The 17,101-nt window shown below is 66.4% G+C and carries 9 protein-coding genes; 5 read left to right on the forward strand and 4 right to left on the reverse strand.

The annotated features are described in order from the left end of the window. Positions 1-7: 7 nt before the first annotated feature. Positions 8-442, reverse strand: coding sequence for an arsenate-mycothiol transferase ArsC (locus BWR02_RS07800; RefSeq protein ID WP_139557195.1), 435 nt, complete (start codon positions 440-442; stop codon positions 8-10). Positions 443-470: 28 nt separating this feature from the next. Further along, positions 471-905, reverse strand: coding sequence for an NUDIX domain-containing protein (locus tag BWR02_RS07805; protein WP_139557299.1), 435 nt, complete (start codon positions 903-905; stop codon positions 471-473). A 196-nt stretch (positions 906-1,101) separates the two neighbouring features. Here BWR02_RS07805 and gcvP point away from each other — a divergent pair, with 196 nt between their 5' ends. From gcvP to BWR02_RS20830, 5 genes are all read left to right on the forward strand, one after another. Beyond that, a complete protein-coding gene (gcvP, locus tag BWR02_RS07810) occupies positions 1,102-4,005 on the forward strand; it encodes an aminomethyl-transferring glycine dehydrogenase (RefSeq protein WP_139557196.1) in 2,904 nt (967 codons plus the stop codon). 130 nt (positions 4,006-4,135) lie between these two features. Next, on the forward strand, positions 4,136-6,250 hold the full coding sequence (locus BWR02_RS07815) for a polysaccharide deacetylase family protein (RefSeq protein ID WP_139557197.1): 2,115 nt from the start codon (positions 4,136-4,138) through the stop codon (positions 6,248-6,250). Between the two features lie 93 nt (positions 6,251-6,343). After that, a complete protein-coding gene (locus tag BWR02_RS07820) occupies positions 6,344-6,598 on the forward strand; it encodes an SWEET family sugar transporter (RefSeq protein WP_139557198.1) in 255 nt (84 codons plus the stop codon). Positions 6,599-6,841: 243 nt separating this feature from the next. After that, positions 6,842-9,442 carry a bifunctional diguanylate cyclase/phosphodiesterase gene (locus tag BWR02_RS07825; protein ID WP_139557199.1) on the forward strand — a complete coding sequence of 867 codons (2,601 nt, stop codon included), beginning with the start codon at positions 6,842-6,844 and terminating at the stop codon, positions 9,440-9,442. Between the two features lie 113 nt (positions 9,443-9,555). Then, positions 9,556-13,674: a hypothetical protein gene (locus tag BWR02_RS20830; RefSeq protein ID WP_162560069.1), complete on the forward strand. Its 4,119-nt coding sequence runs from the start codon at positions 9,556-9,558 to the stop codon at positions 13,672-13,674. A gap of 183 nt (positions 13,675-13,857) precedes the next feature. On the opposite strand, the gene BWR02_RS07835 is transcribed toward BWR02_RS20830, so the two are convergent. Together BWR02_RS07835 and BWR02_RS07840 are read right to left on the reverse strand one after the other, a co-directional pair. Beyond that, a complete protein-coding gene (locus BWR02_RS07835; RefSeq protein WP_139557200.1) occupies positions 13,858-15,930 on the reverse strand; it encodes a hypothetical protein in 2,073 nt (690 codons plus the stop codon). A 107-nt stretch (positions 15,931-16,037) separates the two neighbouring features. Further along, a complete protein-coding gene (locus tag BWR02_RS07840) occupies positions 16,038-16,721 on the reverse strand; it encodes a hypothetical protein (RefSeq protein WP_139557201.1) in 684 nt (227 codons plus the stop codon). Positions 16,722-17,101 lie beyond the last annotated feature (380 nt).

Consider the following 17,101-nt stretch of genomic DNA (forward strand, 5'->3'; position numbering starts at 1 on the left):
TCGCCGCCTAGTCCAGCCGCGCCAGCAGGACAGGGATCGCCCGTTCTATCTCGGCCAGGGCGTCCTCGGGCCGCGAGCAGTCGACATCGTGCACCTGCCAGTACTCGACGCGATCAACCCATTCCGGAAACCGGCTTACGAGCAAGGGGCGATGTTCCGCTTCCTTGAGGGCGACGATCAAGCTGGCGTTCAGCAGATCGCGCTCTTGCAGCGGTAGCGGGAAGCGCGCCGGATCCGGGGGCGGCAGGCCGCGCTGGACCAGGCCGCGGAGGGTATGCGGTGAGATCGGCCCGACATTGTCGGTGCTGAGGTCCAGCGCGAGACCCCGCGATTCGGCCGTCCACGCGAGGCTGCGGGCGGCTGCGAAGTGATTGAACAGCAGTTCCGCGAAGCGGCTGCGAAAGTAGTTGCCGGTACACAGAAACAGGACGCGCCGCGGCATGGGTCCGGTGCCTCTTGTGCCGCCGCACTCACCGCAGCGGCGCGGTCTGCCCGGTTTCCCGGAAGATCCGATAATCGGCGAGGATCATGGCATGGTCGAACGCGAGGGGTTCCGGCAGCGCGTCCAGCGTGACGACGGTGATGCTCTTGGCATCGTCCGCCGCCTGAGGCCAGCCCGAGGCTTCGGCGACGTATACCGCCGATGCGGTGGAGCCGCGCGGATCCCGCCCTGGTTGCGAGTAGAGGCCAAGCAGCGCGATCAGCCGGATATCCAGCGTCACTTCCTCGCGGGCTTCCCGGATGGCCGCCTGTTCGATCGACTCGCCGAGGTCCACGAATCCGCCGGGAATCGCCCAGCCGAAGGGCGGATTCAGGCGTTCGATCAGCACGATGGGGCGTCCGGGCTGGTCGATCAGTTCGATGATCGCATCCGCTGCCAGCAGCGGCGTGACGGGCTTGGCCATGGCGTTGTCCGGGCAGGTGATCGTGAGGTCGATCGGGCCGGTGGGCGCTTCCCGCCCGGTGGCTTTGTCAAAGCCGTCGGGGCCCGATAAGCTGCGCGGCGGAAGGCGCCACGCGGCGTCCGCTTCGCGTGGCCGAATGATACCGCGCCGCACCCCGTTTGCGGCGTGCCCGAAACCGCCATAGTTGCCGTGAGCCATGTCTGAACATCGCCCGACCCTGATCGAACTGGAGCAGCGCACCGCGTTCATCCGCCGGCATATCGGCCCGGACCCGGCCCAGATCGCGCAGATGCTGGAACTGACCGGTGCCGCCTCGCTGGACGACCTGATCGACCGGGCCGTTCCCGATGCGATTCGAGCGACGATGCCGCCGCTGCCGATGGAGTCGATGAACGAGCGCGAGACGATCGGCTATCTCCGGCAGATGCGCGAGCGCAACCGGATCTTCATTTCGATGATCGGCATGGGGTACTACGGCACCATCATGCCGGCCGTCATCAAGCGCAACGTGTTGGAAAATCCTGGCTGGTACACGGCCTACACGCCGTATCAGGCGGAGGTCAGCCAGGGCCGGCTCGAAGCGCTGCTGAATTTCCAGCAGATGGTCATGGACCTGACCGCCATGGAGATCGCGAATGCATCGTTGCTCGACGAGGCGACGGCGGCAGCCGAGGCCATGGCGATGGCGCGACGGGTCGGCAAGAACCCGGGCTCGGTGTTCTTCGTGGACAGTGATTGCCACCCGCAGACTCTCGCCGTGGTGAGAACCCGCGCCGAGCCGCTGGGACTGACGATCGTGACCGGCGACCCCTACCGGGATTTCGAAGCCAGTGGCGCCTTCGGTGTACTGGTGCAGTACCCGGGATCGAGCGGTTCGATTCGCTCTCTGGAGCCGATCGCCGAGGCCGCGCACCGTCATCAGGCCCTACTCTGCGTCGCGACCGATCTGCTCGCGCTGACGTTGCTGAAGCCCCCGGGAGAAATGGGCGCCGACATCGTCGTCGGCAGCTCCCAGCGTTTCGGCGTGCCGATGGGTTACGGCGGGCCGCATGCCGCGTTCTTCGCAACGCGCGATGCCTACAAGCGCTCGACGCCGGGCCGGATCATCGGCGTTTCGGTCGACAGCCATGGCCGGCCGGCGCTGCGCATGGCGCTGCAGACGCGCGAACAGCACATCCGCCGCGAGAAGGCGACCAGCAATATCTGCACGGCCGAGGCGTTGCCCGCGATCCTGGCGTCGTTCTACGCCGTCTATCACGGGCCGCAGGGCTTGCGCACGATCGCGCGCCGCGTGCAGCGGATGACGGCAATTCTGGCGGAAGGGTTGCGGCGGCTGGGTTTCGAGGTCCTCACGGAGACCTTTTTCGACACAATCACCGTGCGGGTGCCGGGACAGGCCCGGCGCATCGCGGCCCGCGCGCGCGAGTCGCGGATCAACCTGCGGCTGGTCGATGCCGATCATCTAGGGATCTCGTTCGACGAAACCACGCAGCGCCATGAGCTGACGGCGCTGTGGCGCGTGTTCGCCACGCGCTCGGAAGCCACGCTGGACATCGATGCGCTGGACGCGGAGGTCGAGCCGGCGCTGGCCGACGGACTGCTCCGCGCCGGCGACTTCCTGTCGCATCCGGTCTTCAACATCCATCACTCGGAAACCGAGCTGCTTCGCTACGTCCGCCGGCTCGCGGCCCGGGATATCGCGCTGGACCGCGCGATGATCCCGCTCGGCTCGTGCACGATGAAGCTGAACGCGACGACCGAGATGTTGCCGGTGACCTACCATCAGTTCGCATCGGTGCACCCGTTCGCGCCGCTGGACCAAACCCAGGGCTATCAGCAGCTGTTCGAGGAGCTCGAGGAGATGCTGTGCGCCATCACCGGGTTCGACGCGTTCTCGCTGCAGCCGAACGCCGGCTCGCAAGGCGAATATGCGGGGCTGCTGGTGATCCGCGCTTACCACCGGAGCCGCGGCGAGGCGCAGCGCGACGTCTGCCTGATCCCCGCCTCGGCGCACGGCACGAATCCGGCCAGCGCGGCGATGGCGGGTTTCAAGGTAGTGGTCGTGGCCTGCGACGAGAACGGCAACGTTTCCGTCGCCGATCTCGAGGCCAAGGCGGCCGAGTACGGAGACCGGCTGGCCGCGCTGATGATCACCTATCCTTCCACGCACGGCGTCTTCGAAGCCGCCATCGTCGACATCTGCGCGATCGTGCATCGGCACGGAGGCCAGGTTTACATGGACGGGGCGAATCTGAACGCGCTGGTCGGCATCTGCCAGCCGGCGCAGATCGGCGCGGATGTCTCGCACATCAACCTGCACAAGACCTTCTGTATTCCGCATGGTGGCGGCGGTCCGGGCATGGGGCCGATCGGCGTCCGCCGCCACCTCGCGCCGTTCCTGCCGGATCATCCCGTCGTCGAGGGCGTCAATCCGGCCGCGGCCGGCAAGGCGACCATCGGTACGGTGTCGGCCGCGCCCTGGGGCTCGGCGAGCATCCTGACGATCTCCTGGGCCTACATCGTCATGATGGGCGCGGCGGGACTGACACGGGCCACGCAAGTTGCGATCCTGAACGCGAACTACGTCGCGGCCCGTCTGGCACCGCACTACCCGATCCTCTACACGGGCAAGAACGGGCTGGTCGCGCATGAATGCATCATCGACCTCAGGCATCTGAAGGCGAGTAGCGGCATCACCGTGGATGACGTCGCGAAGCGGCTCGTCGACTACGGCTTCCATGCTCCCACGATGTCGTTCCCGGTGCCCGATACCCTGATGATCGAGCCGACCGAAAGCGAGGACCGGCGTGAACTCGACCGCTTCTGCGACGCGATGATCGCGATTCGGCATGAGATCGCCGAGATCGAGCGGGGTGAGGCCGATCGCGAGAACAACGTCCTCAAGCACGCACCGCACACCCAGGCGCTGCTGGTGGCCGAGCGCTGGGACAGGCCGTATTCGAAGCAGCGCGCGTGTTTTCCACTGACGGACCCGCAGGTCGACAAGTACTGGCCACCGGTCGGCCGCATCGACAACCTGCACGGCGACCGGAATCTGGTCTGCACGTGCCCGCCGCTCGCGGCTTATGCAGACGATTGAACGGCCCGCAGAGCCAACCGGGACCTTTACCCTTCGGCGGCGCATTCGGCGCGATCCGGTTTTGTTAAGCTAGGTGCCGCCTGTCATGAAGCGGCCACCGGCACGGCCGCACACGTCCAAGGAGTCAGCCATGGGGGTTTTTACCCGGTTCGTGCAGATCGACTGCCCGGCACGGTTGGAATGCGACCGTACCGGTGCGAGCCCGGCCTTCGACATCAGCTTCAGCACCAACGGCGAAATTCCGTTTCCTCAAGTCATACTTTATGGCGGCAGCGAGCCGGTCCTGGTCAAGGGGGACAACATCGCGCTGCTCGATCAGGCCGGCGGACTGTGGAACTACGTGGCCCATGTTCCCGCGGGCGTCGCGGGGCCGGGCCGGATCACGGTGCAGATCGAAGGCTGTCGCCGCGGCGATCTGACTCAGGCCGCGGGCGATGACTGGATCAAGCAGTACCGGGACATCGAAGTGCTGACCGCGCCGGGACCGGCGGTGCCGGTCGCCCGGGCCGTGGAGGGCGTGAAGCTGTACTTCGGCATCCACAAGCACATGCACCAGCCCTACTACAACACGACGGACCGCTACTACTGGGACGGTGAAAAGGACTCGATCTTCGGTTCCCGCGGCGGCAATTACACCGATTTCGTCCCGGCCGCGGTGCGGCAGTACATCGACGGCGGCCTGCCGCATGCGGGCCTATCGACCAGCTGGAGCGGGTCGCTGATCGAGCAGCTGGAGCGCTGCGGGGTCGAGGGCCTGTGCGGCGGGCGCTTCGCCGGGTGGAACGAGTCCCTGCGCGCCATCGCCCACGCGCGAACCCAACTCGGCCACCCGCGGGTCGCGTTCAGCGGCTTCGGCTTTTTTCATCCATTGATGCCGCTGATCCCGTCGCGCGATATCGTGCGACAGATCGAATGGCATCGGCGGATCATCCACGACGCGTTCGGCGTCGAGGCCTCGACCACGCTGTTCCCGCCTGAGACGGCGTTTCATGTCCGCATGATCCCGGCGCTGCTGGAGGCGGGCGTCACGGCGGTCATCTACGACTCGATCCATCGGTTCCGCGCCTGCCGCGACTACCCATATGCCGGCATCGGCGAGGGCCTGCTGCCGCCGAATCGTGCCGAACAGGTCAATCCGCCCGTCCACGACTGGCTGCAGCTCAACAATATCTGGGCCGGCTCGAAGATTTCGCCGTCGCTGTTGCGTCCCGAGTATGTCGGCTACGAAGACCCGGACGGCAACGTCCATCGGATCGTCGCGGTGCCGGCCGAGCGCTATATCGGCAACGAGGACGCGCGCGGCGGCTTCGGCGCCTTGCAGTACCCGGACGTGCTCGGACAGGTCTACAACCGCATCGTCGAAAGTGGCAGCTACGATCCGCAGCATCCGCCGTTTTTTCTGTTGCATTCGGACGGTGACAATCACGGCGGCGGCGCGGACAGCTACTACCACCACAACACCGGCCGGCTGGTCGAATGGCTGAAGCAGGATTCGCGCTTCGAGCTGTCGACCGTCGACGACTACCTGATGCGCTTCCCGCCTGATCCGGAGCGCACCGTCCATATCGAGCCCGGGTCCTGGGCCGGAGCGGACAACGGCGATCCGCAGTTCATGAAGTGGTTCAGCCGTTACGATCAGCCCTACTCCCCGGACCTGAATTCGTGGGCCGTGCTGACGGCGCTCCAGAACATCGTGCACGCGCTCGAAGACGCGATGCCGGAACATCCGCGGCTGGCCGAGGTGTCGCGGTTGCTGCTGACGGCCGAGACCAGTTGCTACTGGTACTGGACCGGGCAGCAGGTCTGGGATCAACAGGTAACGAATGCGGCCAATCTGGGGTACTCGCTGGTCCGCGACGCCATCGATGCGTTGGTGTCGGGTGGGCGGGATCACACCGGCCCGACGGTGTTCCCGCCCTGGGTCACGCCTGAGAATCCCGGCGGACAGCGCTGGGGACAGGGGTGCCTGCTCGACGCGCCGCGCGAGGGGACGGTGCATACCTTCGTCGCGGACGTGAGCGGCCTCAAGTCGGTCAATCTGGTCTTGCGCAGCGCCGGTGTGGAGACGGTCCTGCCCATGCAGGACCGGGGCTTTTACCCGACACAGACCGATGCCGCCATCACCGCACGCTACTTCACGGCCCCGCTCCCAGCCGGGGCGGGCGACACGCGCTACTACGTGCTGGCGGAAGACGCGCGTGGCAACCTCACGCGCGGTAGCCTGGAGCGGATTTTCCTGCCTTAGGCCGTATTGGGTCCCGCAGCGCAAACCTTCAGCGGGGCTCCGGGTGACACCCGGAGCCCCGGTGCTATCCCCAAACTCTCGCGGAGTGTCACCTTGCAAGCGATCGACCTGCTCGGCCTGGCGGCCGGCACGCTGACCACCTGTGCGTTCATACCGCAAGTGCTTCGAACGTGGCGCACGCGTTCGGCCCAGGACATTTCCCTGGTCATGTTTCTGCTGTTCAGCCTCGGCGTGGCGCTATGGATCGTCTACGGGGTGGTAATCCAGTCGACGCCCGTGATCGTGGCCAACGGCGTAACCTTCGTGCTTGCCCTGGCGATTCTGGCCATGAAGCTGTACTTCCGCTAGACGGACCCGCGGTGCCGCCGCGCTGAGCTTCGGATTTTCCGTTTGAGCGTAGAATGCCGTGCGGAGCGGCGGATTTTGGGGGCTTGCACAATTCGATGGGCGTTCGGCATACCAGGCGGCCTGGGTCGTTGGCGGCGGGTGGAGATGGATGGACACTGGACCTGCGCACGAGGCGCTGAATGGCATGAAGTGGAATGACCGTGAGTCGCTTTGTTCGAAGTCCCGGTCGCATAGGGTCGAGCGATGAGCCGCGGGCTTTCGGCCGAAACGGCAGACCGGGTCCGTGCCGCGACGCGCTTGATGGTACTGGCGCTTTGCTACTTCGTCGTTGCGGCGTACGGTGCGCTGCCGGAGAACATCGGCGAGTCCGTCGTCGGGCTGGGCTTGCCGAGCGGCCTGGCCGTGGCGTCGCTGCTCGTGCTGGGTCCGGGGTTGTGGCCGGCTATCGCGCTGGGCGCGTTCGCGGCCCGCCTCATCGACGGGCTGATCTGGCCGGCAGCCATGCTCTCCGCCGCCGGGGCCGCGCTGGGTAGCTTCCTGACAGCGCGCCTGATCGGACGCCTTTCAAGGGGGCTGGCAGGGCCGGCAGCACAACTGCGCGATCTCGGCGTTTGGTTGGCCGCGGCGGCGGCCGGCTCCGCGCTGGGTGTTTCGCTGGATTTCCTGGCGGTAGCTTTGGGGCTGGTAACGGGCGCTGAGGCGCAACCGAGGGTCTGGCTGGCCGGCTGGATGACGCAGGTCCTGGGCATCGCTACCTTCACGCCCGCGCTGTTGGCGCAGGTAAGCCCGTTCCAGTGGGCCTCCTGTTCACGCACCGAGGCGCTCATCTGGTGCGCGCTGTTGCTCCTCGGCGCGGTCGAAGCCTTTGCGCACTGGCCGCTGCCGTCCCTGGCGTTTTACGGCGCCGGTTTGCTCTTCCCCCTCGTGACGATCGTCGGTTTGCGGTGCAGCCGGCGGACGGTCAGCCTCGCCCTGATGGGGGTGGTAGTGATCGGTTGGTTCTGCACCCGCTCGGGATGGGGCGATTTTGCGGCGGATCTGGCCGACACCGGACTGCTGCGGTTCTGGCTCTACTGCATGCTTCTGCTAACGTCCGGTCTGGCCGTCTCGATCCTGGCCGCAGACCGGCGGCGAGCGAAGGCGAGTCTGCTGCAAGCCGCCGGAATCGTGGAGAGCATGCAGGAAGGGGTGATGGTGACCGACTCGGACGGGCTGATCCTGTCGGTGAACCCGGCCTTCACGGAAATCACCGGGTACGTTGCCAGTGAAGTGATCGGTCGGCACCGCAGCCTGCTCGACGCGGACCCGGGGGACGAGAAGGCGATCGCAACGCGCAAGGCTGCGCTTGCAGCCAGCGGACGTTGGCAGGGGGAAAGCTGGAGCCGCCGCAAGAACGGGGAGCGCTATCCGTTGTGGCAGCGGGTCAGCGCGGTTGCCGGCGGACGCGGTTCGACGGTCAATTATGTCGCAGTCTTCTCGGACATCTCGTCGCTCAAGGTCTCCCAGGAGGAACTGGAGCACCTGGCCCACCACGACGTGTTGACCGAGCTGCCGAATCGGCTGCTGTTCCGGGACCGTCTCGATCACGCGATCCAGCGCGCCCAGCGCTCAAACCTCAGGCTGGCCCTCCTGTTCCTGGATCTCGATCGCTTCAAGCACGTCAACGATAGCCTCGGGCACAGCGCGGGTGACCAATTGCTGCGGGATGTGGCGATGCGGCTCCGGTCAGCCGTGCGCCGTGACGATACGCTGGCGCGCCTCGGGGGCGATGAGTTCACCGTCCTGATGGAGGGGCTCAAGGACGGGCGGGACGCCGCGGTTCTTGCGGAGAAACTGCTCGGGGTGTTGCGCGAGCCGTTCAGGGTCCAGCAACACGAGCTTTACGTGTCGACCAGCATCGGGATCAGCATCTATCCGCAGGATGCGCTGACGACCGAGTCGCTGCTGCGCAACGCGGACGCCGCGATGTATCGCGCCAAGGATGCCGGGCGCAATGCCTACTGGTACTACTCGGAGGAGATGACCTCCGCCGCGCTCGACCGCGTCGTCCTCGAAGCGCAGTTGCGGCAGGCCATCGAGCTCGAACAACTGGTGCTGCATTTCCAGCCGCAGGTGGATCTCGGCGCCAGGCATATCGTCGGTGTGGAGGCACTGGTTCGCTGGAATCACCCGACGAAAGGTTTCATCCCGCCGGCCCGCTTCATCCATATCGCGGAGGAGAGCGGTCTGATCATCCCGCTGGGCGACTGGGTGCTGCGCGCCGCATGCCGGCAGGCCAGGGCGTGGCTGGATGCCGGCATCGAGTTCGGTTGCATCGCGGTGAACGTGTCCGCGCCGCAGATTCTCCGCGGCACCTTGTACGGGAGTGTCAGCCGTGTGCTCGAGGCCACCGGCCTGCCGCCATCTCTGCTGGAGCTGGAGATCAACGAAAGTTTCGTGATGGAGCAGCCGGTGTCGACGACCGAGCAATTCGTGGCACTGCGGGAGCTTGGGGTGACTCTGGCAATCGACGACTTCGGCACGGCCTACTCGTCGCTCGCCTATCTCAGGCGTCTGCCGGTCGACAAGCTGAAGATCGACCGCAGCTTCATTCTGGACCTGCCCCACGACACCAACGATGCCGGTGTGGCGCGCGCCGTGATCGCGCTGGGTCATAGCCTGCAGTTCAAGGTCGTCGCGGAGGGCGTCGAAACCGAGCCGCAGCATGATTTCCTCAAGTCCGAAGGTTGCGATCAGGCGCAGGGCTTTCTCTACAGCCAGGCGATGGATGCCGGCGAAGTGGAAAAACTGCTGCGGGACTGGCCTTATCGGGACGATCGCCTGCCGGTGCCGCCCCACGCCTGACCGGCGGTCGGCGTCGGGACCCGCGGCCCCGTGATCGGTGCCTTGTCGGCCCGGCCGCCGGCGGTTAGAGTGCAAACCCGTCAACTTTCGCCGCCGGCAGGGAGGATTCCGCCATGGCCGCACACGTTCGTTTCGCGCTGGTCTCGCTCTGGCTGTTCTCCGCGGCGGCCGTCGCCGGTCCGCTGACGTCCGAGGCGGTACCCGAACCGCTCAAGCCCTGGATCTCCTGGGTGCTCCGCGGCCACGAAGATCGGATCTGCCCGTTCCTCTTCGACCAGTGGGACGATCGCCGCTGCAGCTGGCCTGGGCGGCTGGCGCTGGAGTTGAACGCCCAGGGTGGGCGCTTCGAGGCGGCATTGCGTCTGTACGCGGCGGGCTGGAGCCCGCTGCCCGGGGATGTTGGCCACTGGCCCCAGAATGTCAGCGAGTCCGGAAGGCCCCTGGTCGTCACGGCTGCGGAGGGGGAGCCGCGGGTCTGGCTCGACGCCGGCACGCACCGTGTATCGGGCAGCTTTCGCTGGGAGCGGCTGCCCGAGACGCTGACCGTGCCCCGCTCGACGGGCCTGCTGCGCGTGACCGTCGACGGCAACGAACTGCCGTTCCCCGCCTTCAAGGACCAGGGTCAGCTGTGGCTGCGGACCTCGGCCGCAGCGGCCGCGCCGGAAGCGACGGAGAACCGCGTCGAGGTGGAGGTCTTCCGCCGGATCGTCGATGAACGCCCGCTGCAGGTCGTGACGCGGATCGTGCTGCGTGTCGCGGGCGTGCCGCGCGACGCGGTGCTGGTCGGCGCCACCCTTCCCGGTGCCATTCCGTTGTCGCTGGACAGTCCCCTGCCGGCGCGGGTCGAGCCCGACGGACGGCTGCGTCTGCAACTGCGTCCGGGATCGTGGAACCTCGACGTGACCAGCCGGTTCTCGGGAGAGACGGCCGAGTTGCGACTGCCCGAGGCGGTCGTGCCCTGGTCGCAACAGGAGGTCTGGAGCTTCGATCCGCGCAACGCCTTGCGACTCGTACAGATCGAGGGCCCGGTGGCCATCGACCCGCGGCAGACGAACGTGCCGCAGGAGTGGCAGAGTCTGCCGGCGTATCGGATGGCGGCGGGCGAGGCGATGGAAATCCAGACCCTGCGCCGCGGCGATCCCGAGCCGGAGCCGGATCGGCTGCAACTGGATCGCAGCTTGTGGCTGGATTTCGACGGTGGCGGGTACACGGTGACCGACCGGATTTCAGGCTCGATGACACGCAACTGGCGGCTGGATGCCGATACGGCGCTGCGGCTGGGGCGGGTCAGTCTTGGTGACGAGCCACAACCCATCACCCGGCTCGCGGAGGGGGGGGCGGAGGGCGTCGAGGTGCGCCGCGGGGCGCTGCAGCTCTCGGCCGACAGCCGCTTCGACGGGCTTGGGGCGCAACTCCCGGCGACCGGATGGGCGCAGGATTTCCAGCGCGTGCAGGCGCGCCTGAACCTGCCGCCGGGGTGGCGACTGCTGGTCGCCACCGGCGTCGACAACGCACCCGATACCTGGGTTGGCCGCTGGACGCTGCTGGACCTCTTCGTGGTTCTGATCGCCGGTCTGGCCGCCGCGCGTCTATGGACTCCGCAGGCCGGTGTGCTGATGCTCCTCGGGTTGGCGTTGCTGTGGCAGGAGCCCGGAGCCCCCCGGTATCTGTGGCTCAACCTGCTGGTCGCCATCGCGCTGCTTCGTCTGGTTCCGGAAGGCCGGCTCGCCACGGGCCTGAAGATTTATCGCACCGCTTCGTTCGCGCTGCTGTGTTTGCTCGCCATTCCCTTCGCCTACGATCAGGTGCGCTGGGGCTTCTACCCGCAGTTGGAGCAGCCCTGGCGGCAGCCGGACAGCGAGCCTGCCGGGAGCGAGGGTGTCGAGCGGGCTGCTGCGCCGCCCATGGAGTCCATGGAAGAGGAAGCCGCGGTGGCAGCGGCGAGCGATGAGGCGGCGCCGTCGCCCATGGCATCGCTTTCGGACTACGCCTCGCGTGCGGTCAAGCGGTCTGCGGAGCCGAGGTTGGCCCAGCCGCCGGCTCCGGCCAGTGCGCGCGATGACATCGATCCCCGCGCCATTACCCAGACCGGGCCTGGTGTGCCGCGCTGGCAGTGGAGGTCGGTGCAGCTGAGCTGGAACGGGCCAGTGGTAGCCGGTCAGAATCTCGGCCTGGTGCTGCTGTCTCCCGCGATGAATCTTGTTCTGAATCTACTACGGGTCATTCTGCTGATCGCGCTGGGCCTGCGCCTGGCCGGCCTGACGCCCCGTCCGCGGTGGGGGGCGCCGGTGCTTTTCATCCCTCTGATGTTTGGCTTCGTGCCGGGATCCCGCGCGGATTTTCCGCCGCCGGATGTCCTCGAGCAGCTTTCCCGGGGCCTGTTGGAAGCTCCCGATTGCCTGCCGTCCTGTGCGGACATCGCCCGACTGAGGCTCGATATCCGCGGCGACATGCTGACGCAGAGCCTGGACCTCCACGCGCAACAGCGGGTCAGCGTGCCCGTGCCCGGTCAGGAGGGGCAGTGGATGCCGGAGACCGCGACCCTGGACGGGCAGCCGGTCGAGGCCATGGTGCGGGAGCCGGACGGCAGCCTGCGCCTTGCGGTCGAGCCCGGGCGGCATGAACTCACCCTCGCGGGCCGGCTGCCGGCGCGGGAGCAGGTGGCGCTGACCTTGCCGCTGGTGCCGCGGCTGGTGGAGGTCCGCAGCATCGGGTGGGCGGTCGAGGGCGTACGCGAGGACGGAACCCCGGACTCGCAGTTGCGCCTGCTGCGCCAGCGGAGCCAGGCGGGCGGCGAGTCGCTGTTGCCCGGTCCGCTGGAACCCTTCGTCGAGGTCACGCGCCTGCTGCGGGTCGGTCTGGACTGGCGGGTGCAGACGACCGTCATGCGGCGGTCGCCCAGCGATCAGTCGATCGCGCTGGAGGTTCCTCTGCTCGACGGTGAAGCCGTCACGACGGCCGGGGTCCGCGTTCGGGACGGACGAGCCATCGTCAACTTGCCCCCGGGCATCGACAGTCTCGCATGGACTTCGATCCTGAGCCCGCGCGACGAGATACGGCTGCGCGCGCCCGAGACCGGACAGTGGGTCGAGACCTGGCAGCTCGATGCGGGTCCGATGTGGCACGTCGTGACCTCCGGCATTGCCGTGGTCCACCATCGGGACGCAGGCGGCAACTGGTTGCCGGAGTGGCAGCCCTGGGCGGGGGAACAGGTGACCATCCATCTGGTGCGACCCCTGGCAGCGCCAGGGAATACGCTCACCATCGATGCCAGCCGTCTGGAGATTCGCCCCGGACGGAGAGCACTCGACGGCGTCCTCGCCCTGACGCTACGCAGCGCCCAGGGCAGTCAGCATCGCGTGCAACTGCCAGAGGGCGCGCAGTTGTTGTCGGCGACTGTCGACGGCGCGGTGCAACCGCTGCGGCAACAAGGTCGCGTGGTGACGCTGCCGGTGCATCCGGGCCGACAGCAATTTGCCCTGAACTGGCGTGTGGAATCCGCACCGAAGGGCTTGCTCCGGACGCCGGTGGTGGATCTCGGTGCGTCTAGTGTCAACCACCGTATCGACGTGGAACTGGGCCAGGACCGCTGGTTGTTGTTGTTGGGCGGACCGCAATGGGGCCCCGCGGTGCTGTATTGGGGGATACTGGCCGTGGTCGCGGTACTCGCGTTTGGCCTGGGTCGGATCCCGTGGACACCGCTGGGGTTCGCAAACTGGTTGCTGTTGCTGATCGGCCTGAGCCAGATTCCCCTGCTTGCGGGCTTCATCGTGGTGATCTGGCTGCTGGCCTTGGGTCGCCGAGCGACCGTGGGCGGGTCGATGCTCAGCGATAGACGGTTCAATGCCATCCAGGCAGGCCTCGCGGCCTTGACGCTGGCAGCGCTGCTGACTTTGGGCCTGGCCGTGCAGCAGGGTTTGCTCGGTTATCCGGACATGCAGATTGCCGGGAATGCCTCGACTTCGACTTCGCTGCACTGGTATCAGGATCGCAGTGCGGCGACACCGCCACAGGCCTGGATGTTGTCGGTTCCGCTGTGGGTGTATCGAGTGGCAATGCTGGCATGGGCCTTATGGCTGGCGGCCGCGCTGTTGCACTGGCTGCGTTGGGGCTGGGCCTGTTACACGGCGGGCGGACTGTGGCGACGGAGCGCAGAGGCGACGGCCCCGCGCCCGGGGACGCCATCCGTGGACGAGGATCCATGGCTTGAGGGCAAGCCACCGGGGGGGTGAAATGGCTGGCGGCAAGTATCAGGTCTGGACGGAGCCTGGCTGAGGCCGCGCCCGGTCTCTTGAGGCTGTGCACCAGGGCAGCGACCGGACTACGGTCACCACCCTGTGCGGGGCGCATTGCGTGGCCGGCAACGCCGGCCGTTGACCAGTCCGGGAGCGGCGTCCTTGCCGCAGCCCTGTCGGTCAGGGTGTCGTCACCATCAGCTGGCGCGCCTGATCCTTCAGGGAAATCGCGGTGCGGACTTGCCGATCGCGCCACCATTCCGGAACGTCTTTGGACTCATGGGCCTTCTTCTCCAGATACAGGGCTCGCTGCAGCAAGGCCAGCGCGTCCGGATAGATTCCGGTCGGTGACTTGCGGAGCACCTGAACCGCGTCCTGCGTCTCGGCCGCTGCGAGGCGGATCATCTCGCGGGCCGCATAGCCATTGAGACTTTGCGCCTGCTGGTCGAGTTTGTCGGAGCTGCGCAGATTCTCCAGGGCATTGATCGTGCGGAGAAAGGCACCGACGGCATTGATCGAGTCCGGGTCGAGCAGCACGGTCCGATCGGCGCCGGACGAGGTCAGTGCGCCAGGCGAATTGTTGAACGCCGGTTGGTTGTAAACCGCGATCGCCTCCTCGATGGTGTTCACGACGTTGTTGTGGAAGAAAGGACCGGTGTCCGCGGCCTCGACCAGCGAGGGCGTGTTGAAGCGGTGGTCCCCGAAACAGGCGCCACGCGCATCGTCCGGCCCGCAGGTGTTCGGCAGCGTGCCGAAGCCGCCGTCATAAGCCATGTTCGGCTGGGCCAGCCGGGCCGGGTGGTCGGGCAGGTTCTCGATACCGGTGTCGCGTGTCGGGTTCGCCTTGGTGGTCGAACTGTTGGCGCCGGCATTCTCATGACAGCCATTGCAGTTGCCGGTGCCATGCACGATCTCGCCGGTAACCGGGTCCTTGGCGTTCTGTTTCGTGTCGAAGATCAGCTTGCCCTTTTCGACGAACTCCGACTTGAATACCAGGGTCTTCAGGTCCAACTCTTCGCCCGGACCGCGGCCCAGCGACAACATGTACAACTCGATGTCCTCCAGCTCTTCGGCCGTGGCTTCCCGGAAGTCCTGGCCCGGAACCCGCGCGAGCGTCTTCGGAAAGTGTTGCATGATTGCGCCCGCAGTGAACATCTTCAAGGAGCCGGGGGCGGGCGCGCCGTCGCCGGACCAACCCACCGCCTGAGCGGTCATCCCCGCGTCCTCTTCCTCGACCGCGATGGAGTTGGATAGGCCGAGCAGATGCGGCACGCTGCGCATGATCGGCGGTTTGTCGGCTTCGAAGCCATCGATGTTGGTCAGAACCAACCCGAATTTCCTGAGCAGCCAGGGCCTCTCGAGTTTCTTCAGCGCCGGATTCGTGTCGGCGACGAACAGCGGGTCATGCGGCGGAAGCTTGGCGATATAGGCCGGGTCGATCGTATGATTGTTGTCGGGGCGATGGCAGGTCCCGCAGGTTCGGCCGTTCCCGTCGAAGGTCTCGTTCAGAAACAGGTCGCGGCCGCGTGCCACGCGCTCGCCGAGCACACTGCCAAGGTCGAGAGCGCGACCGGTGGCGACGGCCTTGCCGGGCAACAGCATCTCGACCGCACGCAGGGGATCCGAGTCGGCGGCTGTCCGCTGGCGAGTCAGTTCGCCGAGAAACTCGCGCTGGCGCAGCGTCTCGAACGCACTGGGCGCGCCAAAAATCAATCCGTCGGTGGGCTTCGCGGTGTCCGGCGTGATTACGGCCAGATCGAGCTTGAAGCTGGCAATCAGCTCGGGGCTCAACGTGGTTTCGAGTTGCGCCGTCCCGTCCCGGGCGACGAAGCGGCCGACATCGAGAAACCGGTCACCCTGTTCTGGCCGGATGGAACGGTGGGGGCCGGGCTCGTTGCTTACCCACCAGAGGCGGTAGGCGCCGTCGCGCGAAAAGTGAGACACGGACAGGCTGACCTGGCCGCTCTGCCGATCGACTTTCAGGAGACCTTTGGCCTCGGTGTAGACCGGCGAGAAGGCCTTGGAGTACCCCAAAGGAATCCGGAACGCGGTCGGAGCGGCGCTGCGATCGCGCGCTGAGCTCCAGCGTTCGTAGGCTTGGTAAAGCGTGTCCAGGTCGGCCATCCCGATCATGCGCGGGGCCTCGGGCGTGGACGGCCGAAGTGCCCCGACAAGCAGGGCCAGAGCAAGGACGGAGAAACCGATAAGGGCGCGTGTCGGGCGAGCGGCTGCGCGCATCGGCTGAGTGTTCATGGGGGACATCATCGTGAGCCTCAAACAAAAATGCGGCCGGCCCCCCCCTCCCTGAGAACCGGCCGACAAAAAGGCGTTAGATCGTGCCGTGAACGGCAGGACCGGATTTACTTCGTAATGATTTGGGCGCGGTAACCGTGAAAGCCGCTGTAGCAGGTGTCGGTCTCTGCGCAGAACGACACGTTCGCGCCGCCGATCACGATGCTGTACTTGCCGGCCGGCAACCATTTGGTCAACACGGCGGTCGCTTTACCGGCGGTGTTCGGCTGATTGGCGATGAAATCGAGCGAAGGCGCCCAGGCAAAGTTGGCGCTGTTGTTGTAGCGGTGATCCTCGCAGCCGGTCTCTTCCCAACCGGAGTACAGCGACAGCGCCGGGTACAGTTGGTCGCCCGCCGTGGTGTAGGCGATCGACGTCGCACCGCTGACCGGATCGGTTACAACGCTGGGCAACAACACGCCCTGTTGACGCGCGATCTTGATCTGTACGGTGGCCGGCTGCGTCAACTCGAACTTGACCCAGTCGGAGGTGTGGGTCCAACCGGTTTCCGGCGCGACGTAGAACGGAGGCACTTCGTTCCAGCTCTTGGCACCAACCCGGCGGACGAAGCTCAGCGAAGCACGCTGGCTGGCCGTGACAGCCCATTCGTAGCCAATCCCGGTGCAGACGCCCGGCACATAGGGGGTCGGGGTGATCCACGCGACGGTGTTGGCCGCGGCAGTGCCGGAAAAGCCGAAGGCGCTGGCCGACAGCAGGCCTGCCGTGAGCAGGAAACTCTTATTCAATGACATGCGGGAAGCTCCAGTAAGTGCATCGCTTGGATGCTAGTTATTCCTTGGTTTACGAAGACTGACATCGTCAGGTATGCCGGAAGCGACGGTGGCGATCTGGCCCTGGGCGCGATCCGCCAAGCCGATCCTGGCTAACGCGACGATGCAGCAGAAACTCAAGGGCATCCCGGCCCGGCTGCGGTCCCTCTTCCTTCCGTAGCAGAAATCCTTGAGGTGTGGGTGCCGCACCAGTCCCTGGCTTCAGACCCATTCCTTAGTGGCGTCGGCGGCGCCGACTCCGAGATCAAAGCGCTATCCGCAGCTGATCCCTCAAACTGCGACACCATGCGTCAGCATGCAGCGTGCCAAAGGCTGAGTCTTGCGATTTCAGTGGCCTACTT

Source organism: Methylotetracoccus oryzae, assembly GCF_006175985.1.
GTDB classification, from domain to species: Bacteria; Pseudomonadota; Gammaproteobacteria; order Methylococcales; family Methylococcaceae; genus Methylotetracoccus; species Methylotetracoccus oryzae.

Excerpts from the sequence above, each read along its gene's own strand:
- BWR02_RS07835 (WP_139557200.1), bottom strand. The coding sequence starts at position 15,930 with ATGAACACTCAGCCGATGCGCGCAGCCGCTCGCCCGACACGCGCCCTT.
- BWR02_RS07840 (WP_139557201.1), bottom strand. The coding sequence starts at position 16,721 with ATGTCATTGAATAAGAGTTTCCTGCTCACGGCAGGCCTGCTGTCGGCC.
- gcvP (WP_139557196.1), top strand. The coding sequence starts at position 1,102 with ATGTCTGAACATCGCCCGACCCTGATCGAACTGGAGCAGCGCACCGCG.
- BWR02_RS20830 (WP_162560069.1), top strand. The coding sequence starts at position 9,556 with ATGGCCGCACACGTTCGTTTCGCGCTGGTCTCGCTCTGGCTGTTCTCC.
- BWR02_RS07805 (WP_139557299.1), bottom strand. The coding sequence starts at position 905 with ATGGCCAAGCCCGTCACGCCGCTGCTGGCAGCGGATGCGATCATCGAA.
- BWR02_RS07800 (WP_139557195.1), bottom strand. The coding sequence starts at position 442 with ATGCCGCGGCGCGTCCTGTTTCTGTGTACCGGCAACTACTTTCGCAGC.
- BWR02_RS07815 (WP_139557197.1), top strand. The coding sequence starts at position 4,136 with ATGGGGGTTTTTACCCGGTTCGTGCAGATCGACTGCCCGGCACGGTTG.
- BWR02_RS07825 (WP_139557199.1), top strand. The coding sequence starts at position 6,842 with ATGAGCCGCGGGCTTTCGGCCGAAACGGCAGACCGGGTCCGTGCCGCG.